The 15,507-nt window shown below is 66.4% G+C and carries 12 protein-coding genes; 5 read left to right on the top strand and 7 right to left on the bottom strand.

Translation table 11 applies throughout. The features are described from left to right. Positions 1-42: 42 nt before the first annotated feature. The 5 genes from fhuB to AN401_RS13595 all read right to left on the bottom strand — a co-directional run bounded on the left by fhuB (position 43) and on the right by AN401_RS13595 (position 7,677). Complete coding sequence (gene fhuB, locus AN401_RS13615; protein ID WP_096779667.1) at positions 43-2,004, bottom strand: Fe(3+)-hydroxamate ABC transporter permease FhuB; 1,962 nt, start codon at positions 2,002-2,004, stop codon at positions 43-45. Then, positions 2,001-2,903, bottom strand: a complete 903-nt coding sequence (locus AN401_RS13610) for an iron-siderophore ABC transporter substrate-binding protein (RefSeq protein ID WP_232513314.1) — start codon at positions 2,901-2,903, stop codon at positions 2,001-2,003. Before AN401_RS13610 ends, fhuB begins: the two co-directional genes overlap by 4 nt. A gap of 9 nt (positions 2,904-2,912) precedes the next feature. Next, the gene (locus tag AN401_RS13605) at positions 2,913-3,680 is read right to left on the bottom strand and encodes an ABC transporter ATP-binding protein (protein WP_094039255.1); all 768 of its coding nucleotides are present in this window, start codon (positions 3,678-3,680) and stop codon (positions 2,913-2,915) included. 328 nt (positions 3,681-4,008) lie between these two features. Then, positions 4,009-6,453 (bottom strand): acyl-CoA dehydrogenase FadE, encoded by a 2,445-nt coding sequence (gene fadE, locus AN401_RS13600; RefSeq protein WP_096779666.1) that lies wholly within the window; start codon positions 6,451-6,453, stop codon positions 4,009-4,011. 204 nt (positions 6,454-6,657) lie between these two features. After that, positions 6,658-7,677: a choice-of-anchor P family protein gene (locus AN401_RS13595; RefSeq protein WP_096779665.1), complete on the bottom strand. Its 1,020-nt coding sequence runs from the start codon at positions 7,675-7,677 to the stop codon at positions 6,658-6,660. A gap of 410 nt (positions 7,678-8,087) precedes the next feature. On the opposite strand from AN401_RS13595, the gene lpcA reads away from it, so the two are divergent. The 4 genes from lpcA (at position 8,088) to AN401_RS13575 (ending at position 12,957) form a co-directional block, all read left to right on the top strand. Beyond that, positions 8,088-8,669, top strand: a complete 582-nt coding sequence (lpcA, locus tag AN401_RS13590; RefSeq protein WP_096779664.1) for a D-sedoheptulose 7-phosphate isomerase — start codon at positions 8,088-8,090, stop codon at positions 8,667-8,669. A gap of 5 nt (positions 8,670-8,674) precedes the next feature. Continuing rightward, positions 8,675-9,469: a class II glutamine amidotransferase gene (locus AN401_RS13585; RefSeq protein WP_096779663.1), complete on the top strand. Its 795-nt coding sequence runs from the start codon at positions 8,675-8,677 to the stop codon at positions 9,467-9,469. A gap of 300 nt (positions 9,470-9,769) precedes the next feature. After that, positions 9,770-12,178 (top strand): Lon protease family protein, encoded by a 2,409-nt coding sequence (locus tag AN401_RS13580; protein ID WP_096779662.1) that lies wholly within the window; start codon positions 9,770-9,772, stop codon positions 12,176-12,178. Then, positions 12,175-12,957 carry a hypothetical protein gene (locus tag AN401_RS13575; RefSeq protein WP_096779661.1) on the top strand — a complete coding sequence of 261 codons (783 nt, stop codon included), beginning with the start codon at positions 12,175-12,177 and terminating at the stop codon, positions 12,955-12,957. The genes AN401_RS13580 and AN401_RS13575 overlap by 4 nt, the downstream gene beginning before the upstream one ends. Here the strand turns inward: AN401_RS13575 and purN are convergent. Next, on the bottom strand, positions 12,942-13,580 hold the full coding sequence (purN, locus tag AN401_RS13570; protein WP_096779660.1) for a phosphoribosylglycinamide formyltransferase: 639 nt from the start codon (positions 13,578-13,580) through the stop codon (positions 12,942-12,944). The two genes, AN401_RS13575 and purN, sit on opposite strands and share 16 nt — an antisense overlap. Then, positions 13,577-14,614 (bottom strand): phosphoribosylformylglycinamidine cyclo-ligase, encoded by a 1,038-nt coding sequence (purM, locus tag AN401_RS13565; RefSeq protein WP_094039247.1) that lies wholly within the window; start codon positions 14,612-14,614, stop codon positions 13,577-13,579. The genes purN and purM overlap by 4 nt, the downstream gene beginning before the upstream one ends. Before the next feature lie 237 nt (positions 14,615-14,851). Between purM and upp the strand changes: the two genes are divergently transcribed. Continuing rightward, entirely contained in the window at positions 14,852-15,478 is a 627-nt protein-coding gene (gene upp, locus AN401_RS13560) for a uracil phosphoribosyltransferase (protein WP_094039246.1), read from the top strand. Positions 15,479-15,507: the final 29 nt, after the last annotated feature.

Genomic DNA, 15,507 nt, shown 5'->3' with positions numbered 1-15,507 from the left:
CCTGCGCGGGAGTCCGCGCGGGCGGCGCCTTCTATCCCGTGGTTACAGGGCCCGTTTCCGGGCCAGCAGGTAAATAAAGTAGGTCCCGCCCATGATGGAGGCGAGGGTGCCGGCGGGCAGCTGCATGGGGTAGAGCAGCACCCGGCCCAGCCAGTCCGACAGCAGCATCAGCGCCATGCCGAGCAGGGAGGCCAGCAGCAGCTGGGGGCCTGCCTTGCGCGCGCCCAGCAGGCTTGCCATGTGCGGCGCCAGAAGGCCGACGAAGGCCACCGGCCCCATCACCGCCGTGACCATGGCGCAGATCACCGAGACCAGCACCAGCAGCAGCACCCGGGTGCGATCCAGGGCCAGGCCGCGGCCGAGGGCGATGCCGTCGCCGATGGACACCAGGGTCAGGCCGCGGCCCGAGGCCAGGGCCAGCAACCAGGTGAGCAGGATGCCGGCGGTGAGCCAGCCGGCCTGGGCCTCGCTCACCCGGTAGGTGGAGCCCGACAGCCAGCCGAGGATGGCGAACACCTGATCGTTGCCCTTGGCCAGGGTGAACTGCAGCAGGGCGTCGAGGAAGGCGGCGAGGGCGATGCCCACCAGCGCCATCATCGCCGGGGCGTAGCCGTGGCGGCGGCCGAGCAGCAGCAGGATGGCCAGCACCGCCATGCTGCCGCCGAAGGCCAGCAGCGGGCCGCCGTCGTGAATGGAGCTGCCGCCGAGCAGCACGCCCAGCACCAGCGCCAGGGTGGCGCCGGCGGAGATGCCCATGATGTCCGGGCTGGCCAGGGGATTGCGGATCAGCCGCTGCAGTATCACCCCGGCCACCGCCAGGCCGGCGCCGGCGCCGGCGGCGGTGAGCAGGCGCGGCCAGCGCAGCGACCACAACAGCTCATCGGGCCAGGACCACTGCCAGCCCTGGCCGGTGGGCGCCAGGGTCAGGTTGATCAGGATCAGGGCCAGGATGGCGGCCGCCACCGTCAGCCAACTGGCCCGGGTGACCCGCCAGCGCTCGCCGGGCAGGCGGATGGCGCTCTGATCCTGGGCATGCATCCGGCTGCGCAACAGCCACAACAGGGCGGGCGCGCCGATCAGCGCCGCCGCCGCGCCGCTCGGCACCAGATCGGTGGAAACCCGGCTGAAGCCCAGGGCGATGGCGTCGGTGGCCAGCAGCAGCAGGCCGCCGAGCAGGGTGGAGAAGAGCAGCTCGTCGCGGGCGGTGCGGGCGCCGAAAAAGCGCGCCATGTTGGGGGTGAGCAGGCCGATAAAGCCGATCAGCCCCACCGCGGTGATGGCCAGCGAGCTCAGCCAGAGCGCGGCCACCAGCAGGGCGAGCAGCACCGGCCACAGGCTCAGGCCCCGGGCGCGGGCGGCGTCGTCCCCCAGGCGCAGCAGGGTCAGCGGCCGGGGCGCGAACAGCGCCAGAGCCACCGCCACCGGCAGCAACCGGGGCAGCAGCCAGAGCACCCAGTGCCAGTCGGTCTGGGCCAGATCGCCGGCGCCCCAGATAAAGAGGTTGCGGGTGTACTGATCGTTGAGCAGCACCAGCCCCGAGGCCAGGGCGCCCAGCAGCAGGTTGACCGCCATGCCCGCCAGTACCACCGGCAGGCCGCGGATGCCGTGGCGACCGGCGATCAGCAGCACCAGCGCCGCCGACAGCGCCGCCCCCAGCAGGGCAATCCAGTGGCCGTGGCTGGCCGCCAGGGCGGGCGCCCAGACGGCGGCGCAGACCAGCGCCAGCCAGGCGCCGGACGAGGCGCCCAGGGTCATGGGCGACACCAGCCGGTTCTGGGTAAGCTGCTGCAAGATGCTGCCGGAAAGCCCCAGGGCGCCGCCCACCAGCAGCGCCATGGCCACCCGGGGCAGGGCGCTGTAGAAAAACTGGAATTCCTCGAACAGCTCGGGCTCGGCGCCCCGCAGCAGGGCCCATTGCCCGGCGAGGGGCACCGTCGGCTCCAGCTGCAGGTGCAGCAGGGCCAGCGCCAGCAGGGCGGGCGGCAACAACAGGTAGCGGCTCATTCCGTCGGCACGCTCAGCAGGGCCCGGGTCAGGTTGTCGGCCAGGTAGCCGAGGGACATGACGCCGCCGTAGGTCCAGGTGGAGGGCACCGCCGCCAGCCGGCCGGCACGCACGAAGGGCATGGCCCGCCACAGCGGGGTGGCGAACAGCTTGTCCGCCTCGGGGAAGGGCTCGATATAGAGCACCACGCCGTCGCGGATGGCGCCCAGATCGGTCAGCTTCTTCTGCACCTGGCCCCACTGGCTGACCGGCACTTCCAGGGCGGGAGCGATACCGAGGCGTTCCAGGGCATACTGGGGCATGCCGTTGTCGCCGTAGATGCGCACATGGCTGCTGTCCATCAGCCGCACCACCGTCACCCTGGGCAAGGTGTCGCCGAAGTGGGCGTGCAGCCGGGCCTTCAGTTGGTCGAAGCCCTGCTCCAGCTCGGTCAGGCGCTGTTCGGCCCGTTCCTCCCGATCCAGCACCCTGGCCAGGGTCAGGAACACCCGGCGGGCGGCCTCGGCGTTGTTGTGCTCGCTGCTGAAGCTCTCGAAGTGCAGCACGGGGGCTATCTGGGACAGGCGGGGCACCAGATCCCGCTGCTGATCACCGCTCAGGATCAGATCGGGCTTGAGTTCCGCCAGCCGCTCCAGGTTGGGCTCCTGGCGCATGCCGACGTCCTCGACCCCGGCGGGCAGGGTCGGCTGCACCACCCATTCCCGGTAGCCGGCGGTATCGGCGATGGCAAGGGGCGTCACGCCGAGTTCCAGCAGGTGCTCGGCGGCGGCCCAGTTGAGGGCGACTACCCGCTGCGGCGCAGAGGTGAATTCGTGGCGGCCCAGGCTGTCGGTGACGTCAACGGCCTGCGCCTTGAAAACGGCAAGGAGGAGCAACAACAGGGTAAGGGGTGTTTTCATCAACATGACTCAGGCGACAACGGCGATCTTTTCATCCTGGTCCGGATGGTCGATCAGGCGAATGGGAATGTTATAGAGTTCGGACAGCAGCCGCTCCGACATCAGCTCGGCCGGGGCACGGTCGAACAGCAGCCGGCCCTGTTTCAGGGCGACGATGCGATCGGCGAAGCGCAGCGCCAGGTTGAGATCGTGCAGGATCACGATAACCCCACGGCCCTGCTCCCGGTTGAGGGTTTGCAGCAGTTTGAGCAGTTCGTACTGGTGGCTGAGATCCAGCGCCGAGGTGGGCTCGTCCAGCAGCAGCAGCGGCGACTGCTGGGCCAGCAGCATGGCCACCCAGGCCCGCTGGCGCTCGCCGCCGGAGAGCAGATCGGCCTGGTGCTCGGCATGCTGGCCGACCCTGGTATGGCTCATGGCCTCTTCCACCAGGGCATGGTCGGCGCGTTGCCAGCGGCCCAGCATGCCGCGCCAGGGAAACCGGCCCAGCCGCACCAGCTCGCGCACGTTCAGCCCGGCCACTTCCGGCAGGCGCTGGGGCAGAAAGGCGATGCGGCGGGCGAATTCGCGCTGAGAATAGTGGCCGAGGGGCCGGCCGTCGAGGGCGATGCGGCCCTCGTCCGGCGGCATCTGCCGGGCCAGCAGCTTCATCAGCGTCGACTTGCCCGAGCCGTTGTGGCCGAGGATGACGGTAAAGGCATCCGCCGCCAGGGACAGCTCGTCCAGGCTTAAAATGGTCCTGTTATCGCGGTGTACGCGGATACCTTGCAGTTCCAGCATCGGGGCTTAGGGGGATATGAAATTGTGGTGCGTATGATAGTGAGATTGATTATCACTTTTCAAGTGTTTTGCGTAAGGGATGGCCCATTGAAATGGGCCCTACCGGAGTCGTGGGGTGACAAGGGTCGAATTTATTCGACCAAACACGGCGGCGGTAGTGGATTGGTCCACTGAAGTGGACTACATCGGACCAAACCACGGCGCCGGTGGCGGGATGGTCCGTTGGTATGGATCTACGGCGGGGCTTGTAGGGTCGAATTTATTCGACCGAACACGGCGCCGGGGTTGAAATGGCCCATTGAAATGGGCCCTACAGGAGCAGTGCCGTTCAGGCGGCCTTGTTGAGCATGGAGTCGTCGAAGCTGGCCTTGTTGACCACCAGCTCCAGCGGATCGAAGTCGTCCACGTTGATGGTGCGCAGCCGGCTGGCTTCCGCCGCTGTCAGCAGGGCGGCTTCCTCCTGGCTGATGGCACCGGCGGCCAGGGCTTCTTCCGCCAGCTGGTCGAGCATGGTAAAGGGGCGGCGGCCGACGGCCCTGGTGGCCTTGTCGAACACCGGCTCGGCGCGCAGGATGTCGGTGAGCGCCTGCTCCAGCATGCCGAGCGGGTTGCCTTCCTCGGCGGTGAGGTAGAGGTCACCGGCCAGGCTGTTGCGGGCCAGGCCCGGGGTTTGCAGCAGGCGGGCCACCTGGTGATCCAGCCGGTCGGAGGGGCGCTTGAGCGGCGCGCCAAAGGGCATCAGCAGCAGCTTGAGTACCCTGCCGAGGCCGCGGGCGGGGAAGTTGTCGAGCAGCTCCACCAGCGCCACCTGGGCCCGGTAGAGGCCGTCCTGGCAGGCCCAGTGCACCAGCGGCAGCACCTCGGCCGGGCGGCCCTCGTCGTTGAAGCGCTTGAGGGTGGCGGACACCAGGTAGAGCTGGCTGAGGATGTCGCCGAGGCGTGCCGACAAGCGCTCCTTGCGCTTGAGCTCGCCGCCCAGGGTGGCCATGGCCAGGTCGGACAGCAGGCCCAGGTTGGCGGACAGCCGGTTCATCTGGCGGTAGTAGCGGGCGGTGGCGTCCTTCACCGGCGCCGGGCTCAGGCGGGCGCCGGTCAGGCCGAACCAGGCGCTGCGTGCGAAGTTGCCCAGGGCGAAGCCGAGATGGCCGAACAGGGCCCGGTCGAACTGGGCCAGCGCCTTTTTGGCGTCCGGCTCCTGCACCGACAACATTTCCGCCAGCACGTAGGGATGGCAGCGGATGGCACCCTGGCCGTAGATGATCATGCTGCGGGTCAGGATATTGGCGCCTTCCACCGTGATGGCGATGGGCGCGCCCTGGTAGCCCCGGGCCAGGTAGTTGTTGGGCCCCATGCAGATGCCCTTGCCGCCGTGGATGTCCATGGCGTCGATAATACTGCGCTGGCTGCGGTCGGTGAGGTGGTACTTGACGATGGCGGAGATCACCGAGGGCTTCTCGCCCAGATCGATGCCGGTCACGGTGAGCATGCTGGCCGCGTCCGACAGGTAGGCGTTGCCGCCCAGGCGGGCCAGCGGCTCTTCAATGCCTTCCATCCTGCCGATGGGCAACTTGAACTGGCGGCGGATGCGGCTGTAGGCGCCGGAGGCCAGGGCCGACACCCGGCTGCCGGCGGTGCCGTTGGAGGGCAGGGTGATACCCCGGCCGACGGACAGGCATTCCACCAGCATGCGCCAGCCCTGGCCGGCCATCTCCTGGCCGCCGATGATGGTGTCGATGGGCACGAACACGTCCTTGCCCTGGGTGGGACCGTTCTGGAAGGGCACGTTGAGCGGGAAGTGGCGGCGGCCGATGTTCACCCCCGGGGTGTGGGTGGGGATGAGCGCGCAGGTGATGCCGAGATCTTCCTCGCCGCCCAGCAGCCGCTCCGGGTCGCGCAGCTTGAACGCCAGCCCCAGCACGGTGGCCACCGGGGCCAGGGTAATGTAGCGTTTGTTCCAGGTGATGCGCATGCCGAGCACCTCTTTACCCTGCCACTCACCCAGGCACACCACGCCATAATCCGGAATGGCGCCGGCGTCCGAGCCCGCCTCCGGGCTGGTGAGGGCGAAGCAGGGGATTTCCTCGCCCCGGGCCAGGCGCGGCAGGTAATGGTCTTTCTGCTCCTTGGTGCCGTAGTGCTGCAGCAGCTCGCCGGGGCCGAGGGAGTTGGGCACGCCCACGGTGGAGGCCAATACGGCGCTGGTGCTGCACAACTTTTGCAGTACCCGCGACTGGGCATAGGCGGAGAATTCGAGGCCGCCGTATTCCTTCTTGATGATCATGGCGAAGAACTTGTGTTCTTTCAGGTAGGCCCAGACTTCCGGCGACAGATCCGCGCGCTCGTGGGTGACTTCCCAGTCGTTGGTCATGCGGCATACGGTTTCCACCGGACCGTCCATAAAGGCCTGCTCTTCCTCGCTCAGGCGGGGGCGGGGATAGTTGTGCAGGGTCTGCCAGTTCGGCTTGCCGCGGAACAGCTCGGCTTCCCACCAGGTGGTGCCGGCCTCGATGGCTTCCTTCTCGGTGCGCGACATCTCCGGCATCAGCCCCTTGTATACCTTGAACAGCGGCCGGCTCAGCAGGCCGTGGCGCAGGGCCGGCAGGTTGAGCACGGCGGCCACGACAGCGAACAGCAGCCAGACAAGCGGGCCCACCTCGCCGAGCAGGGTGCCCAATACCAGTATGGCGGCGGTAAGCAGGGACGCCGTCACCAGCCGGCTCTGGCGATAGGCCAGTCCCCCCCAGGTGATCAGTAGCAGCAATGCGGTAACCATAAACGACTCCTTGTGCAGATTGAAAGGTAAGAGGTCAGACCTGTGTGGTTTCCCTAGTTGTAATTCATACGGATGTTTAAATCAAGCTGCGCGGTCGTTATCAAAGTGTATATCCTGAGTCGGGGCAGGAGAGGGGAAGGCGAAGGCCGGGGTGGACCGCCGTTGCCGGCCGACGGAAGGGATTGGCAACGGCGGATGGTTCAGTTATTTCTTGCCACCTCCCTTGCCGCCGCCTTTGCCGCCACCGCCGCTATTGCCACCGTCCTCGACGGACAGGGCGCAGGAGGGCTTGTGCAGCTGGATATTGCCGCCCTGGCTGAGGACTCCGCTCACGGCGTAGCCCGAATCACAGTCGATGGCGAAACTGTCGTCGCGACCGGGTTCACCGTTATCGGCCACCTCCAGGATGCACTGGGTGGCCTGGCCGTTCACCGTGGCGGCATAGGTCAGCCGACGGGTGGTTTCGTCCAACGCCGAATATGCCAGCAGGCTCTGGCCCTGGGCATGGACGCCGCTCCCCACCAGGTTGAAGCGGCCGCGCAGCTCGCCATCGCCGCGCACGCCGCCGTGCAGGCCGAAGTTGACCTTTCTACCGCTGCCATCCAGCACGAAACCGCCCCCGGTGACGAAGTCGGCTGGCGCCGGACAGACGCCGTCCGGGCCCGAGCCGCAGTTGATGCCGGACTCGCTGCGCGAGACCACCACTTCCGCCACCGGTTTGCCCAGCAGGTCGAGCACCTTGATGTAGAGGGCGTCCACCTGCAGGCCCTTGGCGGTTTCCACCTGGCGGTTCAGGATCACCTGCAACAGCGGGCCCAAATCCACCCCCTGGTTGGGATGGCCCGAGGCCTCGACGGATTTGCCGTTGATGGTGAGCCCAACGATGTCGGCATAGCCCGACAGCGCTGCCTGGCCGTCGAGGCAGTCGGCCCAGGTGAAGGACTGCAACAGGCCCGCGCCGACGGTAAGGCCCAGCAGGCCGAGATCCAGATCCAGCCCCAGGGTGGATGCCATGGAGTTGGCCAGGTTGCCCGAACCCATGGTGGCGGCGTTGAGTACCGACGCCTTGACCAGGCCGCTGGCGTTCACGTTGGCCAGGGTGGCGTCCTTGCTGCCTCCCGTGCTGTCCAGTTGCCCGGTATCGGACAGTATGATGTTGGTCTTGAGCAGCAGGGCATTGGCCGATACCCTGACCGCCGTGGCCTGCCCGCTGTAAGTGGTCATGACGCTGGGCTCGGCGTCACCACCTCCTCCTCCCTTTCCTCCTCCCTTGGGTGCCGCCATCGTCTGGTGGGACAATCCCGAGCCTAGCCATAGTATTGTGATGGCGACGAACACCAGCCACCGTGCTTTGTTATTGGACATTGGTTAACCCTCCTCCTGGGGATAAAATGACACAGCGTCGGCCTTTGAGTCCTATCCCTGCCGTGCAGGAAAAGTATAGGTTCGGGTTTGCCGGCTTGGTCAAATAATATTCAGTCTCGTTGCGATTGGGGGTTGCCATGGGTACAAGAGCGGCAGGGGGGCTTCTGTCGCTGCCGGCGCAAGGTGGCAGGGAAGGAATGCCACCCGCTTCCCGCTCCTGGCCACTTGTGCCAAAATGCCCCCTTATCCCGCAAGTGAGAGGCCATTTCATGTATCAGGATCTGATCCGCAACGAACTCACCGAAGCCGCCGAGGTGCTGAACCGCTTCCTGGCCGACGACGCCAATATCGCCGCCATCGAGCGGGCGGCCAAGTTGCTGGCCGACAGCTTCAAGGCCGGCGGCAAGGTGCTTTCCTGCGGCAACGGCGGCTCCCACTGCGACGCCATGCACTTTGCCGAGGAGCTGACCGGCCGCTACCGGGAAAACCGCCCCGGCTACCCGGCCATCGCCATTTCCGATCCCAGCCATATCTCCTGCGTGTCCAACGACTTCGGCTACGAATACGTGTTTTCCCGCTACCTGGAGGCGGTGGGCCGCGAGGGCGACGTGCTGTTCGGCCTGTCCACCAGCGGCAACTCCGGCAATATCCTCAAGGCGATAGCGGCGGCCAGGGCCAAGGGCATCAAGGTGATAGCGCTGACCGGCAAGGACGGCGGCAAGATGGCCGGCCTGGCGGACGTGGAGATCCGGGTGCCCCACTTCGGTTATGCGGATCGCATCCAGGAGGTGCATATCAAGGTGATCCACATCCTGATCCAGCTGGTGGAAAAAGAGATGGAGCAAGGGTAAGCCGGATGTGCGAACTGTTAGGGATGAGCGCCAATGTGCCCACCGACATCTGCTTCAGCTTTACCGGCCTGATGCAACGGGGCGGGCGCACCGGCCCGCACAAGGACGGCTGGGGCATTGTCTTCTACGAGGGCAAGGGGGTGCGCACCTTCAAGGATCCCCAGCCCTCCAGCCAGTCGCGCATCGCCCAGCTGGTACAGGAGTATCCCATCAAGAGCTGTGCCGTGGTCAGCCATATCCGCCAGGCCAATCGGGGCGGCATCGCCCTGGAGAACACCCATCCCTTTACCCGCGAGCTGTGGGGCCGTTACTGGACCTTTGCACATAACGGCCAGCTCAGCGGCTACAAGAGCAAGCTGAAAACCGGGCGGCACAAGCCGGTGGGCGACACCGACAGCGAGCTGGCCTTTTGCTGGATACTGCACGAACTGGAGCGCAGATACCCGCGCAAGCCCGGCAACATGGCGGCCATGTTCCGCCACGTAGCCTCCCTGTGCGACCGGCTGCGCGCCCTGGGGGTGTTCAATATGCTGCTCACCGACGGCGAGTACCTGATGACCTACTGCAGCAACAACCTGCACTGGATCACCCGCCGCGCCCCCTTCGGCCCGGCGCGCCTTATCGATGAGGAGGTGGAAATCGACTTCCAGCAGGAAACCACCCCCAACGACGTGGTGACGGTGATCGCCACCCAGCCGCTCACCAACAACGAGCAATGGCGCAAGATGCAACCCGGCGAGTTCAACCTCTTCCACCTGGGCGAGCGCATCGCCGGCAACGGGGCCTGGAGCACCATATAGTTTAAAAATCAGGCAGCCCGGCTCTGCGTCGCTGCCGGTTTGTGCCGCTGTAGCCGTCGCTTCAGCCGACGGGAAGACGGCGCTCAATTTCCACACCCCACGCCGTTGGCAGCTTTGCGCCACGTAAACGGGCGCCTACAGGTAAGATATCGCACTGCTCACGTTTTAAACTGATCGGTGCTCTAGCCGCTAAGCCCCAAAAAGGGGGCGGAGTCATTTTCTGATGGAAAATGACACCGCCCCCTTTTTGGATGGCAATTTTGGCTACGCTTTGAACAGCACTGTTCAGCGAGGCGAGCCATGGAATTCCTTTCTCCCCTAGCCCCCGAGCGGCTTTACCGCGCCTGCGACGAGGCTGCTTTCGGTTTTACCACCACCGACGAACTCACCGATTCCGGCGCCCTGGTGGGCCAGGAGCGGCTGCTGGAGGCCCTGTCCTTCGGTACCGGCATCCGCAGCCAGGGCTTTAACATCTTCATGATGGCGCCGGAAAGCTGTGCCCGTCACTCCCTGATCCAGCGTTTCCTGAGCGGCCGGGCGGCCCATGAGCCGGTACCGCCGGATATCTGCTACGCCTACTGCTTCGAGGAGCCGATCCGGCCGGCGCTGCTGACCCTGCCCGCCGGGGTGGGACGGCGCTTCAAGGCCAGCCTGGAGAAGCTGGTCGAAGAGCTGCTCATCGCCATTCCAGCGGCGTTTGAAACCGAGGAGTACCGCCTGCGGCTGGAAGAGCTGAACCAGCAGCTGGCCGAGCGCCAGGCGGCAGCCATGGCCGAGGTAAAGGCGCTGGCCAAGGCCGAGCAGGTGGCCCTGCTCAGCACCCCCACCGGCTTTACCCTGGCACCACGCAAGGGCGACGAGGTGCTGGACGCCAGGGCCTTCCGCCAGTTGCCGGAGGCGGAGCGCACCGCCATGGAGCAGGCCATCGCCCGGGTCGAGGCCAGGCTGCAGGAGGTGCTGCAGCAGTTTCCCCTGTGGCGGCGGGAGACCCAGCTGCATATCCAGTGGCTGAACGAAGAGATGGTGATGTTCGCCGGCGGCAACCTGATCGACGAACTGCGCCGGGAATACGGTGGCTGCGATCCCGTGCTCCGCCAGCTGGAAGCGATACAGCAGGACTTGAGCGGCAATGTCAACCTGCTGCTCGGGCACATGCGCGAGGGAGAACTGCCGGCCCAGTTGCTGGCCCGCTACCAGCTCAACCTGCTGGTGGACAACGCCGACACCGAGGGGGCCCCGGTGATCTACGAGGATCTGCCCAACCTGTCCCGCCTGCTCGGCCGGGTCGAGCACCACGTGCAGCAGGGCGCCCTGGTCACCGACTTCACCCTGATCCGCAGTGGCGCCCTGCACCGGGCCAACGGCGGCTACCTGATCCTGGACGCACGCAAGCTGGTGATGCAGCCCATGGCCTGGGAAGCGCTGAAGCGGGCCCTGTTCGCCCGGGAGATCCGCATCGAATCGCTGGAGCAGTTCTACAGCCTGGCCAGCACCATTTCCCTGGAGCCGGAGCCGGTGCCCATGGAACTGAAGGTGGTGCTGATCGGCGAGCGCCAGCTCTACTACCTGTTGGCGGCCTACGATCCCGACTTCGGCAAGCTGTTCAAGGTACAGGCGGACTATCAGGACGAGGTGGACGTCAGCCCGGAAAACCTGCAGCGTTACGCCCGCTTTATCGGCTGGCTGGCCCGCCAGCAGGACTTGCGCCCGCTCACTCGGGGCGGGGTGGCCAGGATGGTGGAACATGCCGGCCGGCTGGCCGACGATCAGTTGCGGCTGTCGGCCCACACCCAGGAGCTCACCGACCTGTTGCACGAGGCCAACTACTGGGCCGAGCACGGCGGCGAGCAGAGCATCTCGGCCGGGGCCATCGAGCAGGCGCTGGAGGCCGTCCGGCGGCGGGCTTCGCGCATCCACCGGCAGATGGAGGAGTCGGTGCTGCGCGGCAGCAAGTTTATCGATACCGACGGCGCCGTGGTGGGCCAGGTCAACGGCCTGACGGTGCTGGATCTGGGTAATTACCGCTTCGGCCAGCCGGCGCGGATCAGCGCCACCGCCCGGCTCGGTTCCGGTTCGGTGCTCGACATCGAACGGGAGGCCAAGCTCAGCGGCGCCATCCACGCCAAGGCCATGCTGATCCTGTCGCGCTTCCTCGGCAGCCGCTACGCGCCCGAGGGGCCCATGGCCGTGTCCGCCAGCCTGGCGTTCGAACAGTCCTACGGCATGATCGAGGGGGACAGCGCCTCGGTGGCGGAGTGTTGCGCCCTGATCTCGGCCATCGCCCGGGTGCCGCTCAGCCAGGCGCTGGCGGTGACCGGCTCCATCAACCAATACGGCCAGGTGCAGCCCATCGGCGGGGTCAACGAGAAGATCGAAGGCTTCTTCGACATCTGCCAGGCGCGTGGCTTTGCACCGGGGCAGGGGGTCATCATCCCCAGGGCCAACGAAGACAACCTGATGCTGAACCGGGAGGTGCGCCAGGCGGTGGCCGAGGGGCGTTTCCGGGTGTATTCGGTGGCGCACCTGGACGAGGCGCTGTCCCTGCTCGCCGGTCTGCCGGCGGGGGAGGCGGACGAGCAGGGCAATTACCCCGAGGGCACGGTCAATGCCAGGGTGCGGGAACGGCTGGCGAGGCTGGCCGAGCTGCAGCGCCGCCAGAAGGCGGCAGAGCATGAGGACGGGACCAAGGGCCCGGATGAGGAATCATGATAAGGCATATCGTATGGTATCTGGATCTGAGCCAGGCCGAGCTGGAGATGCTGGAGCGGGTGGCCGAGTTCGCCGCCCGGCACGGGGCCCGGCTGCGCGCCGTTTTTATCGAGGATGAAAGCTTGCTGCGCTCGGCCGAGCTGCCCTGCACCCGGGAGGTGAGCCTGACCACCGGCCGGGTGCGGGAGCTGGATCCGGAGCGAATACGCCTGCAGCTGCGCCGCCGGCGCGAGCATATCCGCCAGCGGTTGCAGCAGCTCGCCCGCAACCGGGCCCTGGAGTGGAGCCTGGAGGTGGAGTACGGCCGGCGCGAGCAGTTGCTGGCCCGACCGCCGGCTTCCCGGGACGAGGTGCCGGTGCTGGTGCTCGACCCGGCCACCGAGCTGCCAACCTGGGACAGGCCGCCGGAGCATGAGGTGCTGCTGCTGAGTCGCCGGTTCAGGCCGGTGGAGCTGGTGCTGGCGGTATGGGAGGAGGCGGCGCGGGATGCACCCGTGCTGGCCCGGGCCGAACAGCTGGCCCGGCAGCAGCAGTTGCCCTTGTGGATCACGGTGCCGGCGGCCGGGGCCGACGAGTTGGGCCCGGCGCTGGAGCCCCGGGGGTTAAAGGGGGCCATGTTGCCGATCACCGACTGGAGCCTGCCGGGGGTGATGGCCGCCGCCAGCGACCGGGCTTCGCTGCTGGTGCTGCACCGGGACAGCCCGCTGTTGGCGGGCGCCCGCATGAAGAACATCAACGCCGCCCTGCTGGTTGCGCCTGAACCTCAGTCTTCGGCGTAGCCCTGGGCGGGCAGGGCCCTGCCGTCAAGCACCGCCTGGCCGTCCCGCATTTCAAGCCGGCCGTCGCAGAACCAGCGCACCACCAGGGGATAGATGGCGTGCTCCTGCACCAGCACCCGGGCGGCCACGGCGGCTTCGTCGTCCCCTTCAAAGATGGGCACCCGCGCCTGCAGCACCACGGGGCCGCCATCCAGCTCCTCGGTGACGAAGTGCACGCTGCAGCCGTGCTCCTCGTCGCCGGCCTCGATGGCGCGGCGGTGGGTGTGCAGCCCCTGGTATTTGGGCAGCAGCGAGGGGTGGATATTGAGCATGCGGCCCTGGTAGTGACGCACCAGGGCGGGGGTGAGGATGCGCATAAAGCCCGCCAGCACCACCAGATCCGGCTGGTAGCCGTCGATAAGCGCCATCAGGTCGGCGTCATAGCTTTCCCGATCCGCATAGCCCTGGTGGGGCAGCACGGCGGTGGGCACGCCCGCGATGCGGGCGCGCTCCAGGCCGTAAGCCTCGGCCTTGTTGCTGATCACGGCGACGATGTCGCCGCCCAGCTGGGCGGCGGCGGCCTGGCTCAGCAGCGCCTGCAGGTTGCTGCCGCTGCCGGAGATCAGTACGACGATGCGTTTCATTGGATCTCGACCTGTTCTTCACCCTCGGCGGCGGCGTCGATGCGGCCGATCAGCCAGGCGTTTTCACCGGCATCCTGCATGAACTTGACCGCGGCCGCGGCCTGCTCGGCGGGCAAGGCGATGATCATGCCCACGCCGCAGTTGAAGGTGCGGTACATTTCAAAGGTTTCCACGTTGCCGGCCTGTTGCAGCCACTGGAACACCTGCGGCCACTGCCAGCTGGCGCCGTCGATCACCGCCTTGGCGTCGGCGGGCAGCACCCGGGGAATGTTTTCCCAGAAGCCGCCGCCGGTGATGTGGCTCAGGGCGTGGATGTCGAACTGCTTGATGAGTTCCAGCACCGGCTTGACGTAGATGCGGGTGGGAGCCATCAGGGCATCGGCCAGGGAGCCTTCGCCCAGGGGCTGCTGCAGGTCCGCGCCGCTCACTTCCAGGATCTTGCGGATCAGGGAGTAGCCGTTGGAGTGCGGGCCGCTGGAGCCCAGGGCGATCAGGGCGTCGCCGGCGGCCACCTTGGAGCCGTCGATAATGCCGCTTTTTTCCACTACGCCGACACAAAATCCTGCCAGGTCGTAGTCGCCTTCTTCGTACATGCCGGGCATCTCTGCGGTTTCACCGCCGATCAGGGCGCAGCCGCTCAGCTCGCAGCCGGCGCCGATACCGGTGACCACGTCGGCGGCGGTGTCCACGTCCAGTTTGCCGGTGGCGTAGTAGTCGAGGAAGAACAGCGGCTCGGCGCCCTGCACGATCAGATCATTGACGCACATGGCCACCAGATCGATGCCCACGCCCTGATGGCGCTTGAGGTCGATGGCCAGGCGCAGCTTGGTGCCCACCCCGTCGGTGCCGGCCACCAGCACCGGCTCCTTATAGCCGGTGGGCAACTGGCACAGGGCGCCAAAGCCCCCGAGGCCGCCCATCACTTCCGGGCGTTGAGTACGACGGCTAACGCCTTTGATGCGTTCAACCAGGGCGTTACCGGCATCGATGTCTACGCCGGCGTCTTTGTAGCTCAGGGGTTTGTTCTGCGTCACGGGGGATCACCTTGTTTTTGGATTCAAAGGCCGGCGGGGCAATTGGCGCCTTGTTCCGGCTGGTACTGATGTGTTCGGGCGCTATTCTAATTTAATGGGCAGGCCAGTGCCACAGCCATAAACCGCCTAATGGAGCAAGGCGGCGGCCTTTGCTAAAAGTTGCTCTGTATCCCTGCCGCTGGACACTATTTTATGCTAGTATTCCGCGGTTTTTTTATACGTCGGGAGATCGGGTTGATGAAAGTCGTCGAGGTAAAGCACCCTTTGGTGAAACACAAGCTGGGTCTGATGCGGGAAGCCGACATCAGCACCAAACGCTTTCGTGAACTGGCGAAGGAGGTGGGCAGCCTGCTGACCTACGAGGCCACCGCCGATTTCGAAACCGAAAAGACCACCATCAACGGCTGGAACGGCCCGGTCGAGGTCGACCAGTTGAAGGGCAAGAAGGTGACGGTGGTGCCCATACTGCGTGCCGGCCTCGGCATGCTGGACGGCGTGCTGGAACACATGCCGAGCGCCCGGGTCAGCGTGGTGGGGGTCTACCGCGACGAGGAGACCCTGCAGCCGGTGCACTACTTCAACAAGCTGGTCAGCCACATCGAGGAGCGGCTGGCGCTGGTGGTGGATCCCATGCTGGCCACCGGCGGCTCCATGGTGGCCACCATCGACCTGCTCAAGCAAAAGGGCTGCAACCAGATCAAGGTCATCGTGCTGGTGGCCGCGCCCGAGGGCATCAAGGCCCTGGAGCAGGCCCATCCGGACGTGGAGCTGTACTGCGCCTCCATCGACGAGCGGCTCAACGAGCATGGCTACATCATCCCCGGCCTGGGCGATGCGGGCGACAAGATATTTGGTACCAAGTAAGGCAAAACCGGCTGAGGCCGGTTTTTTTC

Source organism: Zobellella denitrificans (assembly GCF_002407485.1).
In the GTDB taxonomy this organism is placed as follows: domain Bacteria; phylum Pseudomonadota; class Gammaproteobacteria; order Enterobacterales; family Aeromonadaceae; genus Oceanimonas; species Oceanimonas denitrificans.
Note: the sequence above shows the minus strand (reverse complement) of the source record. Positions and strands in the feature narration are given on the sequence as shown.

What these genes read in the sequence shown, in the direction of transcription:
- fhuB (WP_096779667.1), bottom strand. Translation starts at nt 2,004, where the DNA reads ATGAGCCGCTACCTGTTGTTGCCGCCCGCCCTGCTGGCGCTGGCCCTG.
- AN401_RS13610 (WP_232513314.1), bottom strand. Translation starts at nt 2,903, where the DNA reads ATGAAAACACCCCTTACCCTGTTGTTGCTCCTCCTTGCCGTTTTCAAG.
- AN401_RS13605 (WP_094039255.1), bottom strand. Translation starts at nt 3,680, where the DNA reads ATGCTGGAACTGCAAGGTATCCGCGTACACCGCGATAACAGGACCATT.
- fadE (WP_096779666.1), bottom strand. Translation starts at nt 6,453, where the DNA reads ATGGTTACCGCATTGCTGCTACTGATCACCTGGGGGGGACTGGCCTAT.
- AN401_RS13595 (WP_096779665.1), bottom strand. Translation starts at nt 7,677, where the DNA reads ATGACCACTTACAGCGGGCAGGCCACGGCGGTCAGGGTATCGGCCAAT.
- lpcA (WP_096779664.1), top strand. Translation starts at nt 8,088, where the DNA reads ATGTATCAGGATCTGATCCGCAACGAACTCACCGAAGCCGCCGAGGTG.
- AN401_RS13585 (WP_096779663.1), top strand. Translation starts at nt 8,675, where the DNA reads ATGTGCGAACTGTTAGGGATGAGCGCCAATGTGCCCACCGACATCTGC.
- AN401_RS13580 (WP_096779662.1), top strand. Translation starts at nt 9,770, where the DNA reads ATGGAATTCCTTTCTCCCCTAGCCCCCGAGCGGCTTTACCGCGCCTGC.
- AN401_RS13575 (WP_096779661.1), top strand. Translation starts at nt 12,175, where the DNA reads ATGATAAGGCATATCGTATGGTATCTGGATCTGAGCCAGGCCGAGCTG.
- purN (WP_096779660.1), bottom strand. Translation starts at nt 13,580, where the DNA reads ATGAAACGCATCGTCGTACTGATCTCCGGCAGCGGCAGCAACCTGCAG.
- upp (WP_094039246.1), top strand. Translation starts at nt 14,852, where the DNA reads ATGAAAGTCGTCGAGGTAAAGCACCCTTTGGTGAAACACAAGCTGGGT.